18 protein-coding genes and 1 tRNA gene are annotated in these 21,904 nt (G+C 62.2%); 8 read left to right on the top strand and 11 right to left on the bottom strand.

The features are described 5' to 3' along the window. Positions 1–5: 5 nt before the first annotated feature. The 6 genes from KJQ96_RS28290 to KJQ96_RS28265 form a co-directional block, all read right to left on the bottom strand. The gene (locus KJQ96_RS28290) at positions 6–1,430 is read right to left on the bottom strand and encodes an amidase (protein WP_213289658.1); all 1,425 of its coding nucleotides are present in this window, start codon (positions 1,428–1,430) and stop codon (positions 6–8) included. 59 nt (positions 1,431–1,489) lie between these two features. Then, positions 1,490–2,479: a hydroxyacid dehydrogenase gene (locus KJQ96_RS28285; protein ID WP_213289657.1), complete on the bottom strand. Its 990-nt coding sequence runs from the start codon at positions 2,477–2,479 to the stop codon at positions 1,490–1,492. A gap of 30 nt (positions 2,480–2,509) precedes the next feature. Next, positions 2,510–3,610: an ABC transporter ATP-binding protein gene (locus KJQ96_RS28280; protein WP_213289656.1), complete on the bottom strand. Its 1,101-nt coding sequence runs from the start codon at positions 3,608–3,610 to the stop codon at positions 2,510–2,512. A 4-nt stretch (positions 3,611–3,614) separates the two neighbouring features. Beyond that, complete coding sequence (locus tag KJQ96_RS28275; protein ID WP_213289655.1) at positions 3,615–4,526, bottom strand: carbohydrate ABC transporter permease; 912 nt, start codon at positions 4,524–4,526, stop codon at positions 3,615–3,617. Continuing rightward, positions 4,526–5,461 carry a carbohydrate ABC transporter permease gene (locus KJQ96_RS28270; protein ID WP_213289654.1) on the bottom strand — a complete coding sequence of 312 codons (936 nt, stop codon included), beginning with the start codon at positions 5,459–5,461 and terminating at the stop codon, positions 4,526–4,528. Before KJQ96_RS28270 ends, KJQ96_RS28275 begins: the two co-directional genes overlap by 1 nt. Before the next feature lie 110 nt (positions 5,462–5,571). Continuing rightward, the gene (locus KJQ96_RS28265) at positions 5,572–6,912 is read right to left on the bottom strand and encodes an ABC transporter substrate-binding protein (protein ID WP_213289653.1); all 1,341 of its coding nucleotides are present in this window, start codon (positions 6,910–6,912) and stop codon (positions 5,572–5,574) included. 456 nt (positions 6,913–7,368) lie between these two features. On the opposite strand from KJQ96_RS28265, the gene KJQ96_RS28260 reads away from it, so the two are divergent. Continuing rightward, a complete protein-coding gene (locus KJQ96_RS28260; RefSeq protein ID WP_213289652.1) occupies positions 7,369–8,136 on the top strand; it encodes a Spy/CpxP family protein refolding chaperone in 768 nt (255 codons plus the stop codon). A gap of 237 nt (positions 8,137–8,373) precedes the next feature. Here the strand turns inward: KJQ96_RS28260 and KJQ96_RS28255 are convergent, their stop codons facing one another. Further along, positions 8,374–8,775 (bottom strand): VOC family protein, encoded by a 402-nt coding sequence (locus tag KJQ96_RS28255; protein WP_213289651.1) that lies wholly within the window; start codon positions 8,773–8,775, stop codon positions 8,374–8,376. 11 nt (positions 8,776–8,786) lie between these two features. Beyond that, entirely contained in the window at positions 8,787–9,983 is a 1,197-nt protein-coding gene (locus tag KJQ96_RS28250; RefSeq protein ID WP_213289650.1) for an acyl-CoA dehydrogenase family protein, read from the bottom strand. 270 nt (positions 9,984–10,253) lie between these two features. Here KJQ96_RS28250 and KJQ96_RS28245 point away from each other — a divergent pair, with 270 nt between their 5' ends. Continuing rightward, positions 10,254–10,544: a PilZ domain-containing protein gene (locus KJQ96_RS28245; RefSeq protein ID WP_213289649.1), complete on the top strand. Its 291-nt coding sequence runs from the start codon at positions 10,254–10,256 to the stop codon at positions 10,542–10,544. A 5-nt stretch (positions 10,545–10,549) separates the two neighbouring features. Here the strand turns inward: KJQ96_RS28245 and KJQ96_RS28240 are convergent, their stop codons facing one another. Together KJQ96_RS28240 and KJQ96_RS28235 are read right to left on the bottom strand one after the other, a co-directional pair. Further along, positions 10,550–11,518: a tripartite tricarboxylate transporter substrate binding protein gene (locus tag KJQ96_RS28240; RefSeq protein ID WP_213289648.1), complete on the bottom strand. Its 969-nt coding sequence runs from the start codon at positions 11,516–11,518 to the stop codon at positions 10,550–10,552. Positions 11,519–11,603: 85 nt separating this feature from the next. Next, positions 11,604–12,239: a DsbA family protein gene (locus KJQ96_RS28235; RefSeq protein ID WP_213289647.1), complete on the bottom strand. Its 636-nt coding sequence runs from the start codon at positions 12,237–12,239 to the stop codon at positions 11,604–11,606. Positions 12,240–12,486: 247 nt separating this feature from the next. Between KJQ96_RS28235 and KJQ96_RS28230 the strand changes: the two genes are divergently transcribed. The 6 genes from KJQ96_RS28230 to KJQ96_RS28205 all read left to right on the top strand — a co-directional run bounded on the left by KJQ96_RS28230 (position 12,487) and on the right by KJQ96_RS28205 (position 20,876). Continuing rightward, complete coding sequence (locus tag KJQ96_RS28230; protein WP_213289646.1) at positions 12,487–13,749, top strand: aminotransferase class III-fold pyridoxal phosphate-dependent enzyme; 1,263 nt, start codon at positions 12,487–12,489, stop codon at positions 13,747–13,749. A gap of 306 nt (positions 13,750–14,055) precedes the next feature. Further along, positions 14,056–15,039 carry a zinc-dependent alcohol dehydrogenase family protein gene (locus KJQ96_RS28225; RefSeq protein ID WP_213289645.1) on the top strand — a complete coding sequence of 328 codons (984 nt, stop codon included), beginning with the start codon at positions 14,056–14,058 and terminating at the stop codon, positions 15,037–15,039. Between the two features lie 2 nt (positions 15,040–15,041). Next, on the top strand, positions 15,042–16,607 hold the full coding sequence (locus KJQ96_RS28220; protein ID WP_213289644.1) for a bifunctional aminoglycoside phosphotransferase/ATP-binding protein: 1,566 nt from the start codon (positions 15,042–15,044) through the stop codon (positions 16,605–16,607). Between the two features lie 2 nt (positions 16,608–16,609). After that, a complete protein-coding gene (locus KJQ96_RS28215; protein WP_213289643.1) occupies positions 16,610–17,503 on the top strand; it encodes a CHAD domain-containing protein in 894 nt (297 codons plus the stop codon). Positions 17,504–17,715: 212 nt separating this feature from the next. After that, a complete protein-coding gene (locus tag KJQ96_RS28210) occupies positions 17,716–18,084 on the top strand; it encodes a hypothetical protein (protein ID WP_213289642.1) in 369 nt (122 codons plus the stop codon). A 98-nt stretch (positions 18,085–18,182) separates the two neighbouring features. Beyond that, the gene (locus KJQ96_RS28205) at positions 18,183–20,876 is read left to right on the top strand and encodes a bifunctional acetate--CoA ligase family protein/GNAT family N-acetyltransferase (protein WP_213289641.1); all 2,694 of its coding nucleotides are present in this window, start codon (positions 18,183–18,185) and stop codon (positions 20,874–20,876) included. Positions 20,877–20,996: 120 nt separating this feature from the next. Here the strand turns inward: KJQ96_RS28205 and KJQ96_RS28200 are convergent. Next, positions 20,997–21,086 (bottom strand) — tRNA-Ser (locus tag KJQ96_RS28200). Positions 21,087–21,904 lie beyond the last annotated feature (818 nt).

Genomic DNA, 21,904 nt, shown 5'->3' with positions numbered 1-21,904 from the left:
CGTAGCTAAGCGCGCACCGGCGGTAATTTGTTCTTCCAGGGCCGGACCTGTTCGAGCTGGCCGGCCAGGCGGAACAGAGTGGCCTCGTCGCCGAACTTGGCCGAAAACATCATGCCAAGCGGCAATCCGGCCTTGTTCCAGGCCAGCGGCACCGACATGGCCGGCTGCCCGGACATGTTGAACATGGAGGTGCCGGGCATGTAGCGGCGCAGGATCGGGGCAACGTGCGACAGATCGTTTGACATGGTGTTGAGTTCACCGATGCGCAGCGGCGGCGCGCATAATGTCGGGCACAGGAAGACGTCGCAGCTCTCGAAGAAGATCGCCAGTGAGCGGGAAATCTGGAAGGCGGCGAGCTGGGCCGCCACATAGTCGGTCGCCGAGGTCCTCGTCGCGTTGCGCGAATGCGCCAGCGTCAATACCTCGAGATCATTATCCGTCATCTCTCGCCCGAGCCGCTGCTCGATCAAACGAACCGTCAGTGCGGTGTTGCCGCTGACGATAGTGGTCATGACCGCGGCTGGATCGGCGGCAAGCGCCGGCGCCCGTTCCTCGACGTGATGGCCGAGCCCCGCCAGAAGGCTTGCGATCTCACGCACGGCTGCCGCGATTTCCGGATCGATGGCATCGCCATACGGCGACTTATCGGTGAACGAGATACGAAGCTCGCCCGGGTCGCGGCCGACTTCCTGCGAAAACGGCCGCTCCGGCGGCGGCGCGAAATAGGGGCTCGACGACTCCGGCCCGTGAATCGCGTCCATCATCACCGCGCTGTCGCGCACGCTGATGCTCACGACATGGCCACAGGAGAATCCGCCCCAGCCTTCGCCGCGATCGGGGCCGAGCGGATTGCGCGCCCGGGTCGGCTTCAGGCCGAACACGCCGGAAGCGGAGGCGGGGATGCGGATCGAGCCGCCGCCATCACTGGCGTGCGCGACGGGAAGGATGCGGGCTGCAACGGCCGCAGCGGCGCCGCCGGATGACCCACCGCAAGAATGCTCCAGATTCCAGGGATTGCGGGTTGGCCCGAACAGGCGCGACTCCGTCGTCGGCATCAGGCCGAATTCGGGACTGGAGCTCTTGCCGAAGATGGATACGCCGGTCCCGAGGAAACGCCGCGCCAGCGTCCCAGTGTGGTCAGCCACAAAATCCTTCAGGACGGTGGCTCCTGAGGTCGTGCGCGTGCCCTCCAGCAGGTCGAGGTCCTTCAACAGAAATGGCACGCCGGTAAAGGGACCGTCGGGCAGACCGTGTTCGATCTGACGCTCGGCATACTCGTAATGCTTGACGACCACCGCGTTGATCTGCGGATCGACCTTTGCCGTGCGGGCGATGGCCTCATCGAGCAATTCCTTGGCCGAGACCTCCTTCTTCCGAACTAGTTCGGCAAGGTCGACCGCGTCGTAATCGCCGTATTCCTTGAAGGCCATGCACACACCTCGCTTGCCGGCCGGCCGATAGACCGGCCATGCCCTGGACCATTTGCGATCTAGCCGAGCACGTCCTGATTGATCACGTTCTGGCGCAAGGGATCGCCGTCCAATACGCTCAGAATGTTGCGGGCGGTCTGCTCGCTCATCCGGTCCACGGCTTCCACCGTGACGCCGGCAACATGCGGCGCCATGATGACGTTCGGCAGCGCGAGCAACGCCTGACCGGCCGGCGGCGGCTCCTGCTCGAAGACATCGAGGCCGGCGCCCGCGAGCTTGCCGGATACGAGTGCGTCGTGCAGGGCGGCCTCGTCGACGATTCCGCCGCGCGCTGTGTTGATCAGATAGGCGGACGGCTGCATCCGCTTCAGCCTGTCGGCATTGAACATGCCGACCGTCTCCGGATTCTTGGGGCAATGGATGCTGACGAAATCGGCGCGCGGCAACGCCGCGTTGAGGTCGGCGACCGGGTCGCAACCGGCGGCCTTGATGTCGGCGGGGAGCTTATAGGGGTCGAAAACCAGGACGTTCATTTCCATCGCGAGGCAGCGCTTGGCGGTGCGCGTGCCGATGCGCCCGAAACCGACGATCAGGACGGTCTTGCCGAAGAGGTCGTAGGGCAGCATCCCGAGCCTATCAGCCCATCTGTCGTCCCTGACGAGAGAATGCATTTCCGTTGCGCGCTTGGCGAGCGTCAGCATCATGAACAGCGCGTGTTCGGCAACCGACGGCGAATTGGCGGTGCCGGCCACCATCAGCGGCACCTTGCGGCGGCTCAGCGCGGGGACGTCGACGGCGTCGAACCCGACGCCGATCCGCGTCACCACGAGCATGTCTTTCGAGGCTTCCAACTCGGGCTCGCCGAAGCGGGTGGCGCCAAGAGCGACACCGTGCACCGGCGCATGCTCCTTCAGCTTGGCTTCGAAATCCTTCTGCGAAATCATGTTGGGAAATTCGACGAGTTCGATATCGTCTCGCGCGTGAAGTAGCGCTCTTCCCTGCTGCGACATCGATTCCGTGATGAAGATTTTCTTCTTGTTGGTAGCCATTTCCTGCCCTTAGGTCACGCAATTGCGCCGTCAAAGGACGACGCCGGTCACCTCGTTTAGCAGGTGCATATTGTTGAGGTCCACAGCCAATCGCAGGGGAGCGCCATCCTCCGCGCCGGCATTGGGATTGACCCGGCCGCAGACCTGCGAGCCTTCCAGCGTAAAATAAATCAGCGTCTCCATTCCCATCGGCTCGGTGACGTCGAGCACGGTATCGAAGGCCTCCACGCCGGGTGCAAGATGCGGCCGAGCCTCGGTGATATGCTCGGGCCGCAGCCCCAGCAGCAATTTGTCGGTGCGCGGAATGCCCTGATAGCGGGCGGCACGGGCCGGCGGCAGGGGGAAGGCGATGCGGTCGGTCAGCCGGACGTGCAACTTGCCGGCGAGATCCTCCAGCCGGCAGGGGACGAAATTCATCGCTGGCGAGCCGATGAAACTGGCAACGAATTTCGTCGCCGGCTTGTGATAGAGCTCGTTCGGCGTGCCGATCTGCTCGATCCGTCCATGGTTCATCACCACCACGCGATCGGCCAGCGTCATCGCCTCCACCTGGTCGTGGGTCACGTAGACCGTCGTGGTGCGAACCTTCTGGTGCACCTTCTTGATCTCGATCCGCATCTGCACGCGCAGCTTGGCGTCGAGGTTGGACAGCGGCTCGTCGAACAGAAATACCTTTGGGTTACGCACGATGGCGCGGCCCATGGCGACGCGCTGGCGCTGGCCGCCGGACAATTGTTTCGGCTTGCGGTCGACGAGTTCGACGATGTCGAGCATGCGCGCGGCCTCGTCGATACGGCTCTTGATCTCGGCTTTCGGATAGCGCTTCAGCCGCAATCCGAACGACATGTTTTCCGCAACGGTCATGTGCGGGTAGAGCGCGTAGTTCTGAAACACCATCGCGATATCGCGATCCTTCGGCGGCACGTCGTTGACGATGTCGCCGCCGATCATGATGTCGCCGTCGGAGATATCTTCCAGGCCGGCGATCATTCGCAGCGTTGTCGACTTTCCACAGCCCGATGGTCCGACCAGTACCACGAACTCATGGTCCGCAATGTCGAGATCGATGCCGCGCACCGCCTCGACTTCGTCATAGCGCTTCACAACCTTACGCAACGTCACGTCAGCCATGAGATCAACCCTTCGTCGCACCGGCGGTCAGGCCGGCAATGTAGTAGTCCATCAGGAACGCGTAGATGATGAGCGGCGGCGCCGCGCCGAGCAGGGCGCCGGTCATGATCTGCCCCCAGTTGAACACGTCGCCCTTGATCAGCGAGGTAATGATGCCGACCGGCATGACGAGCTGGTCGGTCGACGTCGTGAACACCAGTGGATAGAGGAATTGCGCCCATGACACCGTGAAGGCGAAGATGGTCGCGGCAATGATGCCGGGAAAGGCAACCGGAATGAATATCCGCGTCAGCGTCTGGAGCCAGGACGCGCCGTCGATGACGGCAGCTTCATCCAGCTCCTTCGGGATCGAGGCGAAGTAGCCGATCATGATCCAGGTGCAGAACGGCACCGTGAGCGTCGGATAAAGAATGAGCAGCACGTACCATCTGTTGATGAGCTGGATGCCGGTCCAATCGCCGATCACCGCAAACATCTTGAACAGCGGAATGAAGAGCAGTGTCTCGGGGATGAGATAGGTCAGAAATACGCCGGTCGCGAGCGTCGCCGAGCCCCAGAACCGCATCCGCGCCAGCGCGAATGCTGCCGGCACCGATATCAGCATGGTGATGGTGACGACGAAGATAGAGACGATCGCCGAATTCCAGAAGAAGCGTAGGAACTGGTTCGAGGTCAGCAGACCGACATAGTTCTCGAGCGTTGGGTGGAACACCCACCACGGATTGGTCGCGGCCGAAATCTCGGCGCTGCTCTTCAACGACGTGATGAGCATGTAAATCGGAGGCGTCAGCGAGAAAATGGCGAAGATCACCAGGAAGAAATATGACCAGCGCAGCGCCCAGGCCCGGTCGCGGCTCATGCTGCCATACTTGACCTTGCGGGTCGGCGCTGCCTTGTCGACTGTCACTGTTGTCATCAGGCTTCGTTCCCGCGTTTGTTGATGTCGCGCAGGATGAAAATCGCTGCGATCGCCAGGATCGGCACCATGAAGAGGGAGACGCTGGCGCCCAGCGGTATATCGCTGCCCTCGATTCCGATGCGGAACGCCCACGTCGCGAAGATATGCGTGTGATCGAGCGGGCCGCCCGCGGTCAGGATGCGTACGATGTCAAAATTGGCGAATGTCACAATCAGTGAGAACAGCGTCGTAATCGCGATGATGTTTCGCATCATCGGCAGCGTGACGTACCAGATGCGCTGCCACCAATTGGCGCCGTCGATGGCGGCGGCCTCGTAGAGCTGTTCGGGCACGGATTTCAGCGCCGCCAGATACATGATCATGAAGAACGGCGCGCCGACCCAGATGTTGACGAGAATGACCGAGAAGCGGGCCCACATGGCATCGCCGGTCCATGGGATCGGCCCGATGCCGAAGAACGAGAGCGTGTAGTTGAATGCGCTGTAGGAGGGATCGAACAGCCACAGCCAGGCGAGTGTGCTCATCGCCGGCGGAATCACCCACGGCACCAGCAGCATGCCGCGCCATTTGCGCTGGCCCTTGGCCGGAATGTTGTGAACGAAATGCGCAATGATAAAGCCCAGCAGCGCCTTGAAGACGACGGCCGTGATCGCGAAGATGCAGGACTGCTTGACGACGAGCCAGAACGTTTCGCGCCTGAACAGGAACTCAAAATTGCTGAGCCCGACGAAGCGCTGCATCGACTTGTTCAACGTCGCCAGATGCAGCGCATAAAAGGCGGGATAGATCACGAGAGTGGCGATCAGCAGGATCAGCGGCAGCGTCATCAGGAACGCCACTGTCGATTTGCGCTTGAGCATCTTGTGTAGGCTTGAGCGCTTGCGCGCGGCTTGTGCGGCGCCCCGATTCGGCTGCAATGCGACGTCAGCCATGGTGTGCTTTCATCCCTATAACGTTTCTGTCGGCTTTGCCGGGCCTACGATTGAAGGTGGATAGGGAATGGCGGCCTGCGATCAGGCAGGCCGCCATGTCATCCTGTCCGTCAGCTCCGCATGAAGCCTTCGCACTCACCTTCGGCCCAGGCGAGCACATTTTCCATCGCTTCGCCCTTGTGATAGCGCAGGCACATCTTGGTCAGGGTCGCCTGCGTATAGATCTGCTGCGCAATCTTCGGCGGTGCGGGCGCCGCGGCAATCGAAAGGGTCTGGTGGTTGTGCGGGTTCGGATAGTGGTAGAGCGTGCCCTTTGGCGGCCCTTCCTCCTGCCAGACCTTCAGCATGGTTAGTTTTTCGTAGCAAGGTAGATCGTAGCCTCCGCTCGCCACACACATTTTCTCAATCGCATCCGCTTGCGAAAGCGCCCTGAGCACGCTCTTGGCCGCTTCCTTGTTCTTGGAAAACGACCAGGTGCCCCAGAAGTAGGAGAGGTAAGGCGCGTAGCGGCCCTTCGGTCCGGCTGGGAAACCATGAGTCCAGCACTGCTCGGCCACCTGCGGTGCGTCGCGCTTGGCCACCGCCCAGGCGCTCGGCGGGTTCATGACCATGGCGCCTCTGCCGGAGACCAGCCATTTGTTGTTGGAGGAGTCGTCCCAGGCGCCGGCGTCCGGCGGCAGGAAGGAGATCAGCTTCTTGTAGAATTCCAGTGCCTGGCGCACCGCGTCGGTCTTGACGGTGACGTTACCCTTCTCATCGACAAGGGCTGCGCCGAACGACTGGAAGATCGCGCCGGCCGTATCGACATTGTCGCTGGTCTCGCCAAGTCCGATGCCGAACGGAACGCCGCCTTTATGGCAGGCCTCTGCGGCCTTGAGGAAGGTGTCCAAGGTCCAATTGTCGGCCTTCGGCGCGGCACCGGCAGGATACAGTGCTTGCACGTCGATGCCGGCATGTTGCTTCATCAGGTCGATGCGGGAGCAGGGCCCCTTGATCTGGCTGCCGACGCTCGCGGGCACCGCGAGCCATTTGCCTTTGGACTGGCCGAGATATTTCACGGTGCCGTTGGGCTCGCCATTCTGCTTGATGAGGCCTTCCATGACGTCGTTCATGGGTTCCAGCAGCTCGGCCTGCGCATGCGGCCACCAGGTCGGCATGGCGAGAATGTCGTGGCCGGATTTCGCCTGTGCTTCGGCTGCGATGGTGAGCAGGTTCTTGTTGCCCTGGCTCGGGATATAGTCGATCTGAACCTCGACCTTCTCCTTCTCCGCCCAGGCGTTGACGATATCTGTCGAGGCCTTGTTGGCGCCGGGAACCCAGTGGTCCCAGAAGCCGATCGATAGCTTACCGGCTGCGTGGGCGCCGCGCACATAGGGCGCGGTGATGAGCGCTGCGGATGATAGCGCTGTCGCAGCAACGAATTGTCGGCGAGAAAGCTTCCTGCGTGACATAGCGTTTCCTCTTTGCTGAGCCAGATTTTGCTTCTTATTATTCTTCTCCGTCTGGAGGAGAGCCGCATGAGGCGGCCGCCAGCGGAGATTTTGTAATCGGATCAGACCAGAATTGTTTGCATCTGTCGAGAAAACACAACGGCCGCCGTCATTGAACTAACGTTGCGTGGAAATTCCGGGCTGCGGGAGCAAGGATGTTGTGGCCTCGACATCGTCAATAATTGACGCGGCAATATTGCGCCGCACACTTTAGCTCAAGCAGGTGTGCAGTTGCGCCGCAGCCGATCGAACGCGCATGTAACGGCTTTGCCCGGAAGCTGCTTCCTGCCGGGGAACCGTGCGGCGCAGCGGTGGACGAGTTTGGGGCGGAAACGATAGTTTAGGCAAAGAGGGATTCTCGCGCGCGTTGGCGATTGCGCGTGGCAAATTTCTCGATCGGACCATGGAGACCCGACAATGACACGTCCTCAGCAGCTTGCGCCGACGCCGTCGCGCTGGTGTTTTGTACTTGGCGCCATGGTTGCGCTGGCTCTTGGCACATGTGCGACCGCGAACGCGCAAGGGCTGGTGCAGGGCGTGCAACAAGGGGCGCGCGAAGGCAACAAGGCTGCCGGCCCGGTCGGTGGCGTGCTGGGCGGCGCGATCGGCGGCGTCGTCGGCGTGGTCACGGGCGTCACCGGCGTGCTGACCGGAGGCAACAATAACAACAAGGGTGGACAGGCTCCGGCGGCGAAAGATTCCAAACAAGGCGAGGCTGCCAAGCAAGGTGATGCCGCGAAGCCTTCGAAGGGGTCCAAAGCGACGAAGACCGCAAAGCAGCAACAACCGCAGCAGCCGGCCGTCCTCACCCAGACCGGTGCGCCGCAACTGACGGCCGAACAGATCGTCGCCAACAGCGACGCCAATATCGAGCGGATCAAGAAGGAACTAAATCTCACGCCCGAGCAGGAGAAGCACTGGGCCGCGTTCAATAGTGCGATGCACTATCTCGGTCATAACGGCGCCGATCGGCTCAATCTGCGCATTGCGCGCGCCAAACGCGATCCTCCCGACGACATCATCGAGCAGATGCGCAATGAGGCTCAATTTCTCAACGATCGCGCCGTCGATCAGCGCAACGTGGCCGATGCCGCCGAGCCGCTATTTGCCACCCTGAACGATAAGCAAAAGGCGATCTTCATTCAGGAAATGGTCAACCTGAGCCACGAGCGCGGGCTCGACTAGATGGTCGGCCGGACGAACAGCCGGGTACGTGTGCCCTGGGGTAGGTTGAAAGGCACGGCACCCGGCTATTCTGCCGCAGCGGCGCGGCCCCTCCCAATCTCATTGCAATGATGATGAAACCCTGACGGACTCGCGCCTTACTGATGGCTGACTTGCGGCGTTGTCGGGAACTTGGTTCTTTGACCGGTGGTGTTGCAGCCCGACATCACACGTAGGTCAGGTGGTGCAGCGGGCCCTTCAAGTTTTCGCAAAGTTCAGCTCCACGCCGACGCCATCGGGATCGTAGAGAAAGAACTGGATATCGCCGGTGCGCGGCACGACGCTCTCGCGGAATTTGACGCCTTTCGACTGCAGCCGCTTGCGCATACCCTCAACATCGGTGGCGGCAAAGGCGATATGGTCAAGCCGGCCGGTATCTTCATACTTCTTCTCGGTACCACGGACGACGATGCCCTCACGCGGCTTGCGCGTGCCCATCAGGTGCACGGTGGCCGTGCCGCCGGAATAGAGCCAGTAGCCGGGGAAATCGAGCGGCGGGCGATCGCCGTTTTCCAGCCCGAGCACATCGCAATAGAAATCCTTGGTGCGCTCGAGATCGGCGGGCTCGATGGTGTAGTGCTGCAGTCCGCCAAGTCCCATGGTCGCTCTCCCTAAACAAAGCTGAGGTCGGTATCGACGCCCATCATCCAGGCGCCGACGGTTTCAAAATGCCTGAGCTGGCCTTGCAACTGCTGGGTCACGGTATGGATGTCGCGGAACCGCCGCTCCAGCGGATGGTTCTCGAAGATCGCAGTGGCGCCGGCGGCGTTGTAGGCGAAGTCGACCGCCTCGCGCGCCTTGTGGATGGCATGGGTCGAGGCCATGCGGATGTTCATGCGCTGCGCGACCGTGATGGTGGCGCCCGCGGTGAGAGCCTTCCAGGTGTCGGCCATCGATTGCAACACGTAGCCTCGCGCGGCGCGAAGATTGACTTCCGCCTGGGCGAGGTTGCACTGGACTACGGCATTATCCCGCAACGAGATCCTCGCGCCACGCGGCACCTTGTTGCGCATCGTATCGACGAAGTTGTCGAGGGCGGTGCGGGCGATGCCGCAGGCGACACCGGCAAAGCCGACCTGATAGCAGGTGTGGTTGCTCATGCGGTAGAGCGGGCCGCGCTCGCGGCATTCCCGGTCGAACTCACGCGTGATCGAATGGTCGGCGCGCACGAAAAAGTCGTTGAGCGCGAACTGGTCGCTGGCGGTGCCGCGCAGGCCCACGGTGTTCCAGATGTCGGTCCACTCGACGTCTTCGGCGCGTACCAGCATGGTGCGCTCGAGCGGGACTCCATTGCCGTCGTATCTGGGCGATCCGTCGGCCGCATAGATCGGGCAATGCGCGCCGAGCCAGGTCGCATGCCGGCCGCCGGATGCAAAGGACCAGACGCCGGTTACCCGATAGCCGCCGTCGCATTCGACCGCGCGAACCCTGGGGCCAGGGCCCCACGCTAGTACTGCGCGCGGATCGCCGAAGATCGCCTGCGCCACCGGCAGATCGAGATAGGCCGCCGACATCGCGCAACCGCCGGCCTGGCTGAGACACCAGGCGGTGGAAGCATCGGCTTTGGCAATGGTTTCGATGACGTGGAAGAAAGTCACGGGATCGGTTTCGATGCCGTTGGTCGAGCGGGGCAGCAACAGCCGGAACAATTGCGCGTCGTGCAGCTTGTCGAGCAGCGCAGACGGCAGCCGCCGCGCGGCCTCGATGTCGTCGGAAGCTGCTGCGACATCAGAACGTATGGCCTCGGCCCGGGCGATCACTGCCTGGTCGCCGGCAACATCGGCAGAGTTTGCAATCGGTGTATTCAAGGCGAGCCTGCCGGTTCGTCGCGTTCGCGTGCCAGTGACCAGTAGATAGTGATCAGTAGATAAAGCTATCGCGCCATCGCCACGATCGGCAAGTCCATAGCGACGCGGAGCACGCCTGCGCATAGGCGAGGGGGATTTCGTACCGCTCTGCACAATGGGGCCCAACAATCCATACCCCAACATCCATACGGCGAACGCGTCCGACTTGTTTAAGGTTTTGCGCTAGCCTTTCGGTTTGGCCGGAATCGATCCGGGGATGGGATAGGCGGGATGGAAGAGCGACGAAGATATCCCCGAACGGAGATCGAGGAGCCTGCCTATGTTTCGTCGAGTGGCTCCGTGATGCGCTGTGTAGTGCGGAACATCTCACGCGAGGGCGCCGCGATCGATGTCGACAATCCGGCCTTCGTCCCGCAGCGCTTTCGCCTGGTGATGGCAAAGGATTCATCGATCGTGCACGAGTGCCGGGTAGCATGGATCCAGAAGAATCGTATCGGCTTGACCTTTATCAGGATGGTGGACGCGGTTATGAATCGGCCGACGTCGAACGGGACGCGCTGAGCACATTACTCGATCCGCAGCTTTGCATCGCGTACCACCTTGCCCCACTTATCCATCTCCAGCTTGATGCGCGCGCCGAACTGATCTGGCGTATTCGCGATCGCCTTGAAGCCGAGCGTCGTGAGGCGTTGCGTCACGTCCGGCTGTGCGACAATCCTGGCGATCTCGCGATGAAGCAGATCGACGATTTCCTTCGGCGTCCCTGCGGGGGCGACGATCCCGGTGAGTGTATCGGCCTCCTGATCCTTGATGCCCTGTTCGGCGAAGGTTGGGACGTCAGGCAGGCCTGCGGCCCGTTCGGTCGAAGCCACACCAAGCGCGCGCAATTGTCCGCTCTGCACCGCCGAGAGGGCAGGCGGCAGCGCGGTAAAAGCGATCGGCGTGTGGCCCCCGATGGTCGCCTGAATGGCCGGGGCAGCGCCCGTGAACGGGACGTGGACCAGGTCAAGCTTGAAAGCCAGCCGGAACAGCTCGCCACCCAGATGCGGCGTCGATCCGACGCCGGGGCCGGCAAAGCTGTATTTGCCGGGATTGTCCCTGACGAGCTGCACCAGTTCCGGCAACGTTTTGGCCGGCACTTGCGGGTTGACCACGACGACATTCGGCGAAACCGCGACCAGCGTCACCGGCGCGAAATCCTTGACCGGATCGTATGGCACCTTGGCATAAAGGCTGGGATTGACGACGAATCCGGTGCTGACCACCATGATGGTGTAGCCGTCCGGCGTCACACGCGCGACCTGGCCGGCTGCGGTGTTGCCGCCGGCGCCGCCGATGTTCTCGACAAAGAACTGTTGGCCGAGATGGTCGGTGAGCTTCTGCGCCACGATGCGGGCAATGGCATCGGTTGGTCCGCCCGCTGGGAAGCCGACCACGACGCGCACCGGCTTGCTTGGATAGTTTTTCGCCGAGGACGCCAGGACGCCGGACAGCAACCACGCGGTTGCCAACAAGACCCGCAAAGCCGTGGCCATGGCGCTCTCCCCAATATGTTTGTTGGGGCCATCATCGGCGAGGCCGCGACGCCGGACAAGGGGTTATTGCGACGGCCGGCGAGCGTTACTTCTTCAGCAGCGGCTTGAGCCGTTCTTCCAGCTCCTCGAACGACATCGAGCCCTGCAGCCGCACGCCGTTGAGGAAGAAAGTCGGCGTAGAGGTAACCTTCAGTTCGCTATAAGCGTATTGTTGGTCGGCGGTAAGCTTGTCGAATTGCGCCTGATCTTTCTCGCAGGTCTCGACTTCCTGCTCGCTCATTCCATGCAGTTTACCGACATGGATCAGCGTATCCTTGGTCTGCGCCATCAGGCGTTCCTGCAGTTTGAACAGGGTCTCGACTGCACTGAGATATTTTTCGGAATCACCCTTCCCGGCGCAGCGCGCCAGTATCGAGGCTGCGGCAGCCTTGATGTCGAGCGGAAATTCGCGGAACACGAAGCGTACCTTGCCGGTGTCGATATACTTCGAACGCAGCATCGGAAGCACGTTCTGGCTGAACGCCGCGCAATGCGGGCAACTCATCGAAGAATATTCAGTGATGGTCACCGGCGCCTTCCCAGACCCAATGGCGATTTCGGGGAGGGATCCCGGTTTGGCGACATTGGCGGCAATCGCGCTTTGCGCCAACGCGGAGCCCGCGAAGGCGAGCGACGCGAATGCAACGAGTGCGACGACGGCGATAGGACGATAGTCGTTCAACGGGGCTCCGAACCCGAATTTGACAAACAATCGTGCGACGAGAGTGCGTCTTTTATTGGTTTAGCGAGGCAAAAGCCACCGATCAGATTGATTGCGCGGCGGGAACCGTCGCATTTTGCAGGCCGCGCCGTGCAAAGGGATGTTGTCGCCTGTCATGACCGATGGTTTGATGCAAGCTTGATGCCTATGCCGGCCACCCACGCGGCCGGGCCTCATTCTGCTCAGCGAACTACAACAAGAGAACGTCATGACCGAGCACACGGCGCTGTTGAGCGAAACGCAGACAGCGGATGCCATATTGCGGGAGCGGGCCAAGCGGGTCGTTCCCGGCGGCATGTGGGGCCACCTGAATGCCGCGCGGCTCCCGGAAGGATATCCGCAGTTCTTCGCCTCCGCGGAGGGCTGCCGCGTGCGCGACGTCGACGGGCGCGAGTACATCGACTTCATGTGCAGTTGGGGGCCCATCCTGCTCGGCCACCGGCATCCCGAAGTTCAGGCGGCGGCTGAGGCGCAGGCCGCCAAAGGCGACTGCTTGAACGGCCCGGGCGAGGTCATGGTGGAGCTTGCCGAGGACCTCGTCGCCATGCTGCCGCATGCTGATTGGGCGATGTTTCAGAAGAACGGCGGCGATGCGACCACGTGCTGCGTGGCGATCGCCCGTGCCGGCACCGGACGCCGCAAGGTGCTCGTCGCGCGCGGCAGCTATCATGGCGCGCTGCCATGGTGCTCGCCGAGCGTTGCCGGCGTGACCGCCGAGGATCGCGCGCACCTGGTGCACTTCGAGTACAATGATGTGCAGAGCCTGCGAGCAGCGGTCGAGGAAGCGGGCAAGGATCTCGCTGCGGTCCTGGTGACGGCTTTCCGCCACGACATGGGGCGCGATCTCGAACTGCCGACGAAGGAATTCGCGGCGGCCGCTCGGGCCGCATGCGACGCGGCTGACGCCGCTTTGATCATCGACGAAGTGCGGGCCGGCCTGCGTCTCGATATCAGCGGGAGCTGGGAAGCGCTCGGCGTACGTCCGGACTTGTGTGCCTGGAGCAAGGCGATCGCCAACGGCTACGCGCTGGCCGCCGTTACCGGCAACGACCGCTTCCGCGAAGCCGCCACCAAGGTATTCGTTACCGGGTCGTTCTGGTGCGGCACGGTGGCGATGGCGGCAGCGCGAACCACGCTGCGGATCGCGCGCGAGACGGATGTGCCCGGGCATATTCGTGCGATGGGCATCAGGCTGCGCGAGGGATTGGCATCGTTGGCGAACGAGCACGGCATCGCGATCCGCCAAAGCGGCCCGCCGCAAATGCCGCTGATGCTGTTCGAGGCTGACCCGGAAGTACGCAAGGGTAGGGTGTTCTGTTCGGTCGCTCTCCGCCACGGCGCGTTCTTTCATCCCCAGCACAATATGTTCCTGTCTTCGGCACATCGCGCATCCGATATCGACGAGGCGCTGCAGGCGGCCTCGCGCGGCTTCAGGGCCGTGCGAGAATTGGAGGCGAGGTCCAATCGATAGATCGATTGGCGGGCATCAATAAAAATGCCCCGCAACGCGGCCTTTACGACCGGCGATGGCGAGACAGTCTTAGGAGAAAACGCCGAGAGCGCGCGCGGGTAGGTCGTTCCTTCAGCGGGAGGTGCCGGCGTGCCCAGCCCGCCTTTGTGTTCCATGCGCTCAAGAAATGGCAGAACGCCGTGGCTGGCGCTGCGCTGCCGATGTAGCCATGTTAGGGAAAGCTCGGGCGGGTCGATTGGACGGGATCAGGCATGACCCGCTCGTCGCGGAGAGACCGCACATGCTTGCGTGAGGATAGCGGACGAAATGCACGCCATGGTCCTGCAAGCGCCCGGCGCGTTACTGCGGTTTGAGCCGCGCGAGGACCCGGTGCCCGCGCCCGGCGAAGTGCGTATCAAAGTTGGCGCGTGCGGCGTATGCCGGACCGACCTGCACGTCGTCGATGGAGAACTGCCTGATATTGCCTACCCGATCGTTCCCGGCCACGAGGTGGTCGGTCGGGTGGAAGCTCTTGGTCCCGCTGTGACGTCTCTTAGGATCGGCGAAAGGGTCGGCGTTCCCTGGCTCGGTCATACCTGCGGCGACTGTCCCTATTGCCGGAGCGGCCGTGAAAACCTTTGCGACCGCCCGCGCTTTACCGGCTACACGCGCGACGGCGGATTTGCCACGCATCTCGTCGCGGATGCGCTCTATTGCTTTCCACTCGGCGAGGCCAACGACGACGTCGCTGTCGCTCCTTTGCTGTGTGCGGGCCTGATCGGCTGGCGCTCGCTGGTGATGGCGGGCGATGGAGAACATCTCGGCATTTTCGGCTTTGGTGCAGCCGGCCACATCATCGCGCAGGTGGCTCGCTGGCAGGGCCGTTCGGTCTACGCGTTCACGCGCGCGGGCGACGTCGCGGCGCAACGCCTTGCACTATCGCTCGGCGCAGCTTGGGCCGGCAGGTCGGAGGAGAAGCCTCCAGTGCCGCTCGACGCAGCTATCATCTACGCGCCGGTCGGCTCCCTAGTGCCGTTGGCATTGCAAGCTGTGCGCAAAGGCGGCCGCGTGGTCTGCGCCGGCATTCACATGTCGGACATTCCCTCATTCCCTTACCGCATCCTCTGGGAGGAGCGGCGGCTGCTTTCGGTTGCCAACCTGACGCGGGGCGACGGGATCGAGTTTTTCAGGGTCGCGGCGGAAGCTGACATCAAGACGCACACCAGCGTGTTTCCGTTGCAGGAAGCGAATGAAGTCCTCTCCAAGCTGCGCGCCGGACAGATCACGGGCGCCGCTGTGCTGCAGCCATGACTATGCGGCCCCCCCCAGATGCTGCCGTAGCCGATGCTGACAACCAGCAGCACGTGCTCGATTTCCTCGATGGCTCCAGTTTCGGTGCAGCCGGGGGCGGCAAGCGGATCGATACCCATGCCTCCATGGTTTTTCTCGGAGCTGATCGGGCATTGAAGATCAAGCGTGCCGTGCGGTTACCATTCCTCGATTATTCGACATTGGAGAAGCGCAAGAGCGCCTGCGAGGAGGAACTAAAGGTCAACGCCGGCAACGCTCCCGAGCTCTACCGAGGCGTTGTTCCCATTACGCGCAATTCCGACGGCGGTCTCGAAATCGGCGGCTCGGGCACGGTGGTCGAATGGGCGGTCGAAATGGCACGGTTCGACGAGACGCAGTCGCTCGACCGTATCGCCGCTTCGAAGGCGATCGATCCGTTACTTGCGACGGCCGTGGCCGATGCGGTTCTGCGGTCCCACGACAGGGCAGCGCGCCACGACGGCGAGAGCTGGCTTGCCTCCATTCTACCTATCATCGGCCGCAATACCGCAAAATTTGAAACCGTGCACGGACTTGATTCCGTTGCGATCGATGAACTCGATGCCGCCAGCCGCGCCTCTGCAACGACATTGCAGCCGCTGCTCAGACAGCGCGCCGAGCAAGGGTTCGTGCGCCGTTGCCACGGCGACCTGCATCTGGCGAATATTACATTGGTCGACGGCCGGCCGCTGCTGTTCGATGCCATCGAGTTCGATCCCGTCATTGCCACGACGGACATTCTCTACGATCTCGCGTTTACGCTGATGGATATGATCCACTTCAATCAGGCGGCAGCGGCAAACGCAGCGTTCAATAGCTATATTACCGCAACCGCCGATGAAGATTTCGATGGGCTACGCCTGCTGCCGCTGTTCTTGTCGATGCGGGCAGCGATCCGCGCGCACGTGCTGTTCGTGAAGAGCGAACATGCCGGAGAGAGCGACGCAGTGTGGCAGGAGGCGAAGCGCTATTTCGATCTGGCGAGACGCCTCATTGCGCCCACGCCGCCGATGCTGGTGGCAATCGGCGGGCTATCGGGGACGGGGAAGTCGGTGCTTGCTCGCGGACTCGCGGGTCTGATCGAGCCACCACCCGGCGCGCTCATCGTGCGCTCGGATGTCGTCCGCAAGCGCCTGTTCGGTATCAGCGAAACTACCGCTCTGCCGGAATCTGCCTATCGATCCGCAACGACGGAGCGAGTATATGCCGGTCTCTCGATCACCGCGCAGCGTGTGCTCGCCCAGGGCTGTTCGGTGGTGCTCGATGCCGCCTATCTGCAGGAGGGAGAACGAAAGGAAATCGAGAATCTCGCGGCCACGCACAATGCAGGGTTCGTCGGCCTTTTTCTGACGACCGATCTCGCGACGCGGCTGGCGCGGATCGAGCAGCGCAAGGATGATGCGTCCGATGCGACACGAAGCGTCGCCCTGAAGCAGGAGACTTTCGCGCTCGGCGCGGTACAATGGCATATGATCGATGCCTCTGGGACGCCGGAACAGTCGCTGCGCAACGCCCGGGCGGTCCTGCCTTTGGCGCCGGACGAGCCTTGACGATGCGCGGCCGCCCAACCAGTACATCCCGCCTGCACGACACCTCTGCGGTGAGCCTCGACTGTGCAACCGCATTCCAGACGATCGCGCTCGACTGCATCACCTCGATCAAGGCCCAGCACAGCAGCGCATGCGCCGGCGATGCCGAGGCAGTGCATCAAATCCGCGTCGCAATTACACGGTTGCGCGCCGCTGTGGCGTTCTTCGCGCCGATCGTGGTCGATGCGGAATGGCCGCGTCTGAAAAAGGAAATCGCCTGGCTGAATGGTTCGCTCGGCGCCGCGCGCGACAGCGACGTCCTAGTCGAATATTCGCGCCGCAAGCGTTACCGCGGTTGGGCGGAGCACATCATCAAACAGGTCGGTCAGCACCAGACGCGGGACCACCGCCGCCTGGTTCGTTGTCTGCGCACCGTTCGGACGCGCCGGCTGATCTCGGCAATCGATGACTGGATCAGACAGGGAGGGTGGCTAGCGCGGTGCAAACGGAATGAGACGGAGGCTCTGCAAGTCTATTGCGCTCGCGAACTCAACCGTTGGCACAAACGGTTGATCCGCAGGGGACGCCACCTGAAGGCGCTGGGTGAATCGCGCCGTCACCGGCTGCGGATCAAGGTCAAACGCTTCCGCTACATGCTGGAAGCGTTCACGGAAACGGTCGCGCTGCAGAGCCGCGGCGAATTGCATCACCTCCATCGGCCGGCAAAGCGAATGCAACGCGCATTGGGCGACCTCCGCGATCTCAAGCGTTTCGCCCGCCTTCCCAGCCGATCGCCGCAAGCCAAAAACGGGAAACGGAGTAAGGTGCCCCCGCCGGGCTATCGTCATCGAAGGGAAGAGCTGCTCGGCGCCGCCATCGCGTCTTATCGTGAGCTGAAACACGCCCGAGCCTGCTGACGTCATCGTTCGCAGCGCGCCCATTGTCGTGCGCGGTTGGTTGCGCTGATCCATGGCGGGCGGGGATGCGACCTTTGTTCCCCGCGAGTTCCTTGTCTCATCTCCTAGTGCGGTAACTGCTGTCGCAATAACGCCAGTTTGATGCAGCTAGATGTTCGGTGCGAAGCCGGTCAGTATCGCTTTCGGTGGAAATTCAGAAATCGGAGATTGTCATGTCAGAGCTGTCTGAACGGGCTGCTTCCGGTTCCTTTCCAGCAGCCGCAAACGCAGAAGCGGAAGCCACCAAGCTAAACCAGGGCGTGCTGGAGTTCATGCTTGGTGCGCAGAAGATAATGTTCGAGGAACTGCTGTTTCTCAGCGACGAGATGCTGGAGCGAACGCAGACCGAGATGCACTTGTACACTGAGTTCGTCGCGAAGATGGCTAGCGCGCATTCGGTACGGGACGTCAGGACGATGTGCCAGGAATGCGGCCAGCATCAGCTCGACTTCTTCCGCCGCGACTCCGAACGGCTGTTCAGGCACGCCGAGCGGATGATCGCGGCCACGTCGAACTTGATCAGTGGGCGCTCCTTGAGCTGATTGGCCAGTGCCATGCATCAGAAATCGCCCCTGCCGACGGCGGTAAGCCGCCCTCTTGCCGCTTCGCATAGGCCGCGACCTGCCGGTACTGGAAAACGATGTCCACCTATCGTCTGAAAAATTTGCTTTCGCCGCATTCCGTCGCATTGGTAGGGGCTAGCCCGCGCCACGGCTCCGTAGGCCGTGCCATTCTCAACAATATTCGCAAGGCCCAATTCAAGGGCGAATTCGGCCTCGTCAATCTGCGCTATCACGAGATTGACGGCGTCGCGGCCGCAGACAGCATCGCAAAACTGTCTTTTGCGCCGGAACTCGTTGTCCTCACTGCACCAGCCCACACCATCGCCGGCCTGATAGATGAGGCGGGTCAGCGCGGCGCGGCCGGCGCCGTCATCGTCAGTGCTGGGCTCGGCCACGGTCCGGGGTCGCTCGCGGAAGCAGCCGAGCGGGCGGCACAAAAATACGGCATGCGGCTGATCGGTCCGAATTGCCTCGGCATCATGATGCCCGACGTCAGTCTCAATGCGAGCTTTTCCGCACATATGCCGGCCGCGGGTCATTTGGCGCTCATCTCGCAGTCCGGCGCCATTGCCGCCGGCATGGTGGATTGGGCGGCACAGCGGGCCGTCGGATTTTCCGGCATTGTTTCAATCGGTGACCAGCTCGATGTCGATATCGCCGATCTGCTCGATTATTTCGCGCTGGATGAAAAGACCCACGCCATCCTGCTGTACATCGAGGCGATCAAGGATGCCCGCAAGTTCATGTCGGCGGCGCGGGCAGCCGCCAGAATAAAACCGGTCGTGGTCGTCAAGTCAGGCCGAATGGCACAAGGCGCGCGGGCCGCTGCAACCCATACCGGAGCGCTCGCCGGCGCTGATGCCGTCTACGACGCTGCGTTTCAACGCGCCGGCATCCTGCGCGTATCGGATCTGCGCGAATTGTTCGACTGTGCCGAGACGCTCGGGCGGGTCAAATCGCCGCCTGGAAAGCGGCTTGCGATTCTGACCAATGGCGGCGGCATCGGCGTGCTGGCGGTTGACCGGCTGGTCGAACTCGGCGGTATTCCGGCGGCTCTCTCGTCGGCGATCCGCGAGAAGCTGGACGCTGTTTTGCCGCCGACATGGTCGAAATCGAACCCGGTCGATATCGTCGGGGATGCCGATCCCGCGCGCTATGCCGCAGCGCTCGAAGCGTTGCTGGCCGATCCCGAAAACGACGCCGTGCTGGTGATGAACGTGCAGACGGCGATTGCGCGCGCCGACGAAATCGCCGTGGCCGTGACCCGCGTGGTGCAGAAATATCGCGCCGGGCAGCGCATGGCGCCGAAGCCCGTTCTCGCGGTCTGGGTCGGCGCGGAGCCATCGATCGGCGATCTCTTGAGCGCCGCCGGCATTCCGAACCATCCGACCGAAGACGACGCCGTGCGCGGCTTCATGCATCTGGTCCGCCATCGCGAGGTGGTGGAGGCGCTGGCGCAGGTTCCGCCCGCCATGCCGAGCGAATTCGCTCCCGATATCAATGCAGCGCGGCAGATCGTTGCTGCGGCGCTGGCCGACGGCCGTTCATGGCTCGATCCGATCGAGGTCAAGCGGCTCCTTGACGCCTACGATATCGCGGCCGTGCCGACCTTTGCCGCCGCCGATGCCGAAGAGGCGGTTACGCATGCGAATGCGATCTTTGCGCGGGGGGCGACTGTCGTGCTCAAGATCATGTCGCGCGACATCGTCCACAAATCCGATGTCGGCGGCGTGGTGCTCAATCTCACCAGCGCCGATGCGGTGCGCAAGGCGACCAGCGAGATTCTCGCGCGGGCAAGATCGCTGCGGCCGGAGGCGCGCATATCGGGCGTGATGGTGCAGGCGATGGTGGTGCGGGCGAAGGCGCGCGAGCTTATTCTCGGCCTCGCCGACGATCCGACGTTTGGCACTGTCGTCGTGTTCGGTCGTGGCGGAACGGCAGTCGAGATCATCAATGACAAGGCGCTGGCGCTGCCGCCGCTCGACCTGCAACTGGCGCGCGGCCTGATCGAACGTACCCGTGTCTCGCGGCTGTTGCGCGCCTATCGCGACGTGCCGGCGGTGAAGCATGACGCAGTTGCAATGGTTCTGGTCAAGCTGGCGCAGATGGCCGCCGACATACCCGACATCCGTGGGCTCGATATCAATCCGCTGCTGGCGGATGAGGCGGGCGTGCTGGCCGTCGACGCGCGGGTCGTGATCGGGCGCGTGGAACGAAAGTTTCGTGGTTCGGGCCCGGCGAACTTCGCCGTGCGGCCTTATCCCTCGCAATGGCAGCGTCACATCGAGGTCAAGGACGGCTGGCGCGTGTTCGTCCGTCCGATCCGTCCCGAGGATGAGCCGGCGATCCACGAGATGCTGAAACACGTTACGATGCAGGACCTGCGGCTCCGGTTCTTTGCACCGATGAAGGAATTTTCCCATGAATTCATCGCCCGCCTGACCCAGCTCGACTACGCCCGGGCGATGGCCTTTGTCGCCTTCGACCAGACGACCAACGAACTGGTCGGGGTGGTCAGGATCCATTCGGACTCGATCTATGAGAGCGGCGAATACGCGATCCTGCTCCGATCCGATCTCAAGGGCAGGGGGCTCGGCTGGACCCTGATGCAGATGATCATCGAGTATGCGAAGTCCGAAGGATTGAAGGCGATTTCCGGCGATGTGCTGACGGAAAACACGGTGATGCTGGCGATGTGCCGCAGCCTCGGCTTCGAGGTGAAGTCGGACCCGCAGGAGCACGATATCTGCAACGTCAGGCTGGCGCTTTAGATGTGGTCTTTCAGGAGTTGTCCATCTGGTCCGAACCGAGGAAGCTGATGAACGCTCAGCGAACGAAATTGCCAAAACCAAATGCCAAAACTGGAGGTAAGGATTGGTTCTGCTTAAAATTGGCGGAAGGGGTGGGATTCGAACCCACGGTGCCCTTGCAGGCACGCCGGTTTTCAAGACCGGTGCCTTAAACCACTCGGCCACCCTTCCAGCTCTGGAATTTCAGTCGCTTAGCGTAGGGCTGGCTTGAACGCAATGCGAACATCGCCCCAATGTGCATCCCATCGCTTTATTTTGGAGGAAACCCAGCGGCGAGGGCGTTGCCCTTTGGCCAGCCGCGTGCACGTTGCGTGGTGCACTTCATACGCGCCGGGAAATCATGGGTGGCGGCATCGGCCGCAATGCGTTCTCCGGCGGTTCGTCGGGCGGATGCTAATTCTGCCCGGGATCACATCGTCCCGGTACCGTCGCCGCAATTGGTTCGTGTCCTTGTTTAACCGAACGCAACGGCCAGCAGGCTGGAGCACAGCAGCACGAAGCTGGCAGTCGCCAGCGCAAGAAATCCGTTAGAGATGATGTCGTGGTTGCGCATCAGACACCTACCACACCAGATGCTCGTCCGAATTTGTTAGACCTTTCCGATTCCCCGATCGGAACTACCGAGCCATCTCTCTCTGAAGCCGGGCGGCTACCGCCGCCGGCTGTCAAAACTCACGCTCTGGAACGATAGCCTTCAAACGCATGCGCAAGGAAAATGCCTGCGCTTACCAGACCCATCAACGCTGTTACTGTCTCGATCATCGCACAAATCCTTTGCGCCCCTGCAACGCACAGAACGACTGCACCGTTGCACAGTCAAAAAGATTCACGGGCCAGAATCGCATATCGGTCGTGAGTGATGATTTGGTGCAACAGATTGTCTGAAAGCGGGCACAGAAAGGCTATGACGAAGGGCGCAAACACAGTGAATCGAACCGTTGCACCCAGTTCGACGGGCGCGCGAAGCAACCATTCATTCACCACGCGGG

Origin of the sequence: Bradyrhizobium sp. sGM-13, assembly GCF_018398875.1 — a bacterium.
Classification (GTDB): Bacteria; Pseudomonadota; Alphaproteobacteria; order Rhizobiales; family Xanthobacteraceae; genus Bradyrhizobium.
The sequence above is the reverse complement of the archived record's forward strand: the minus strand, read 5'-3'. Positions and strand labels throughout refer to the sequence as shown.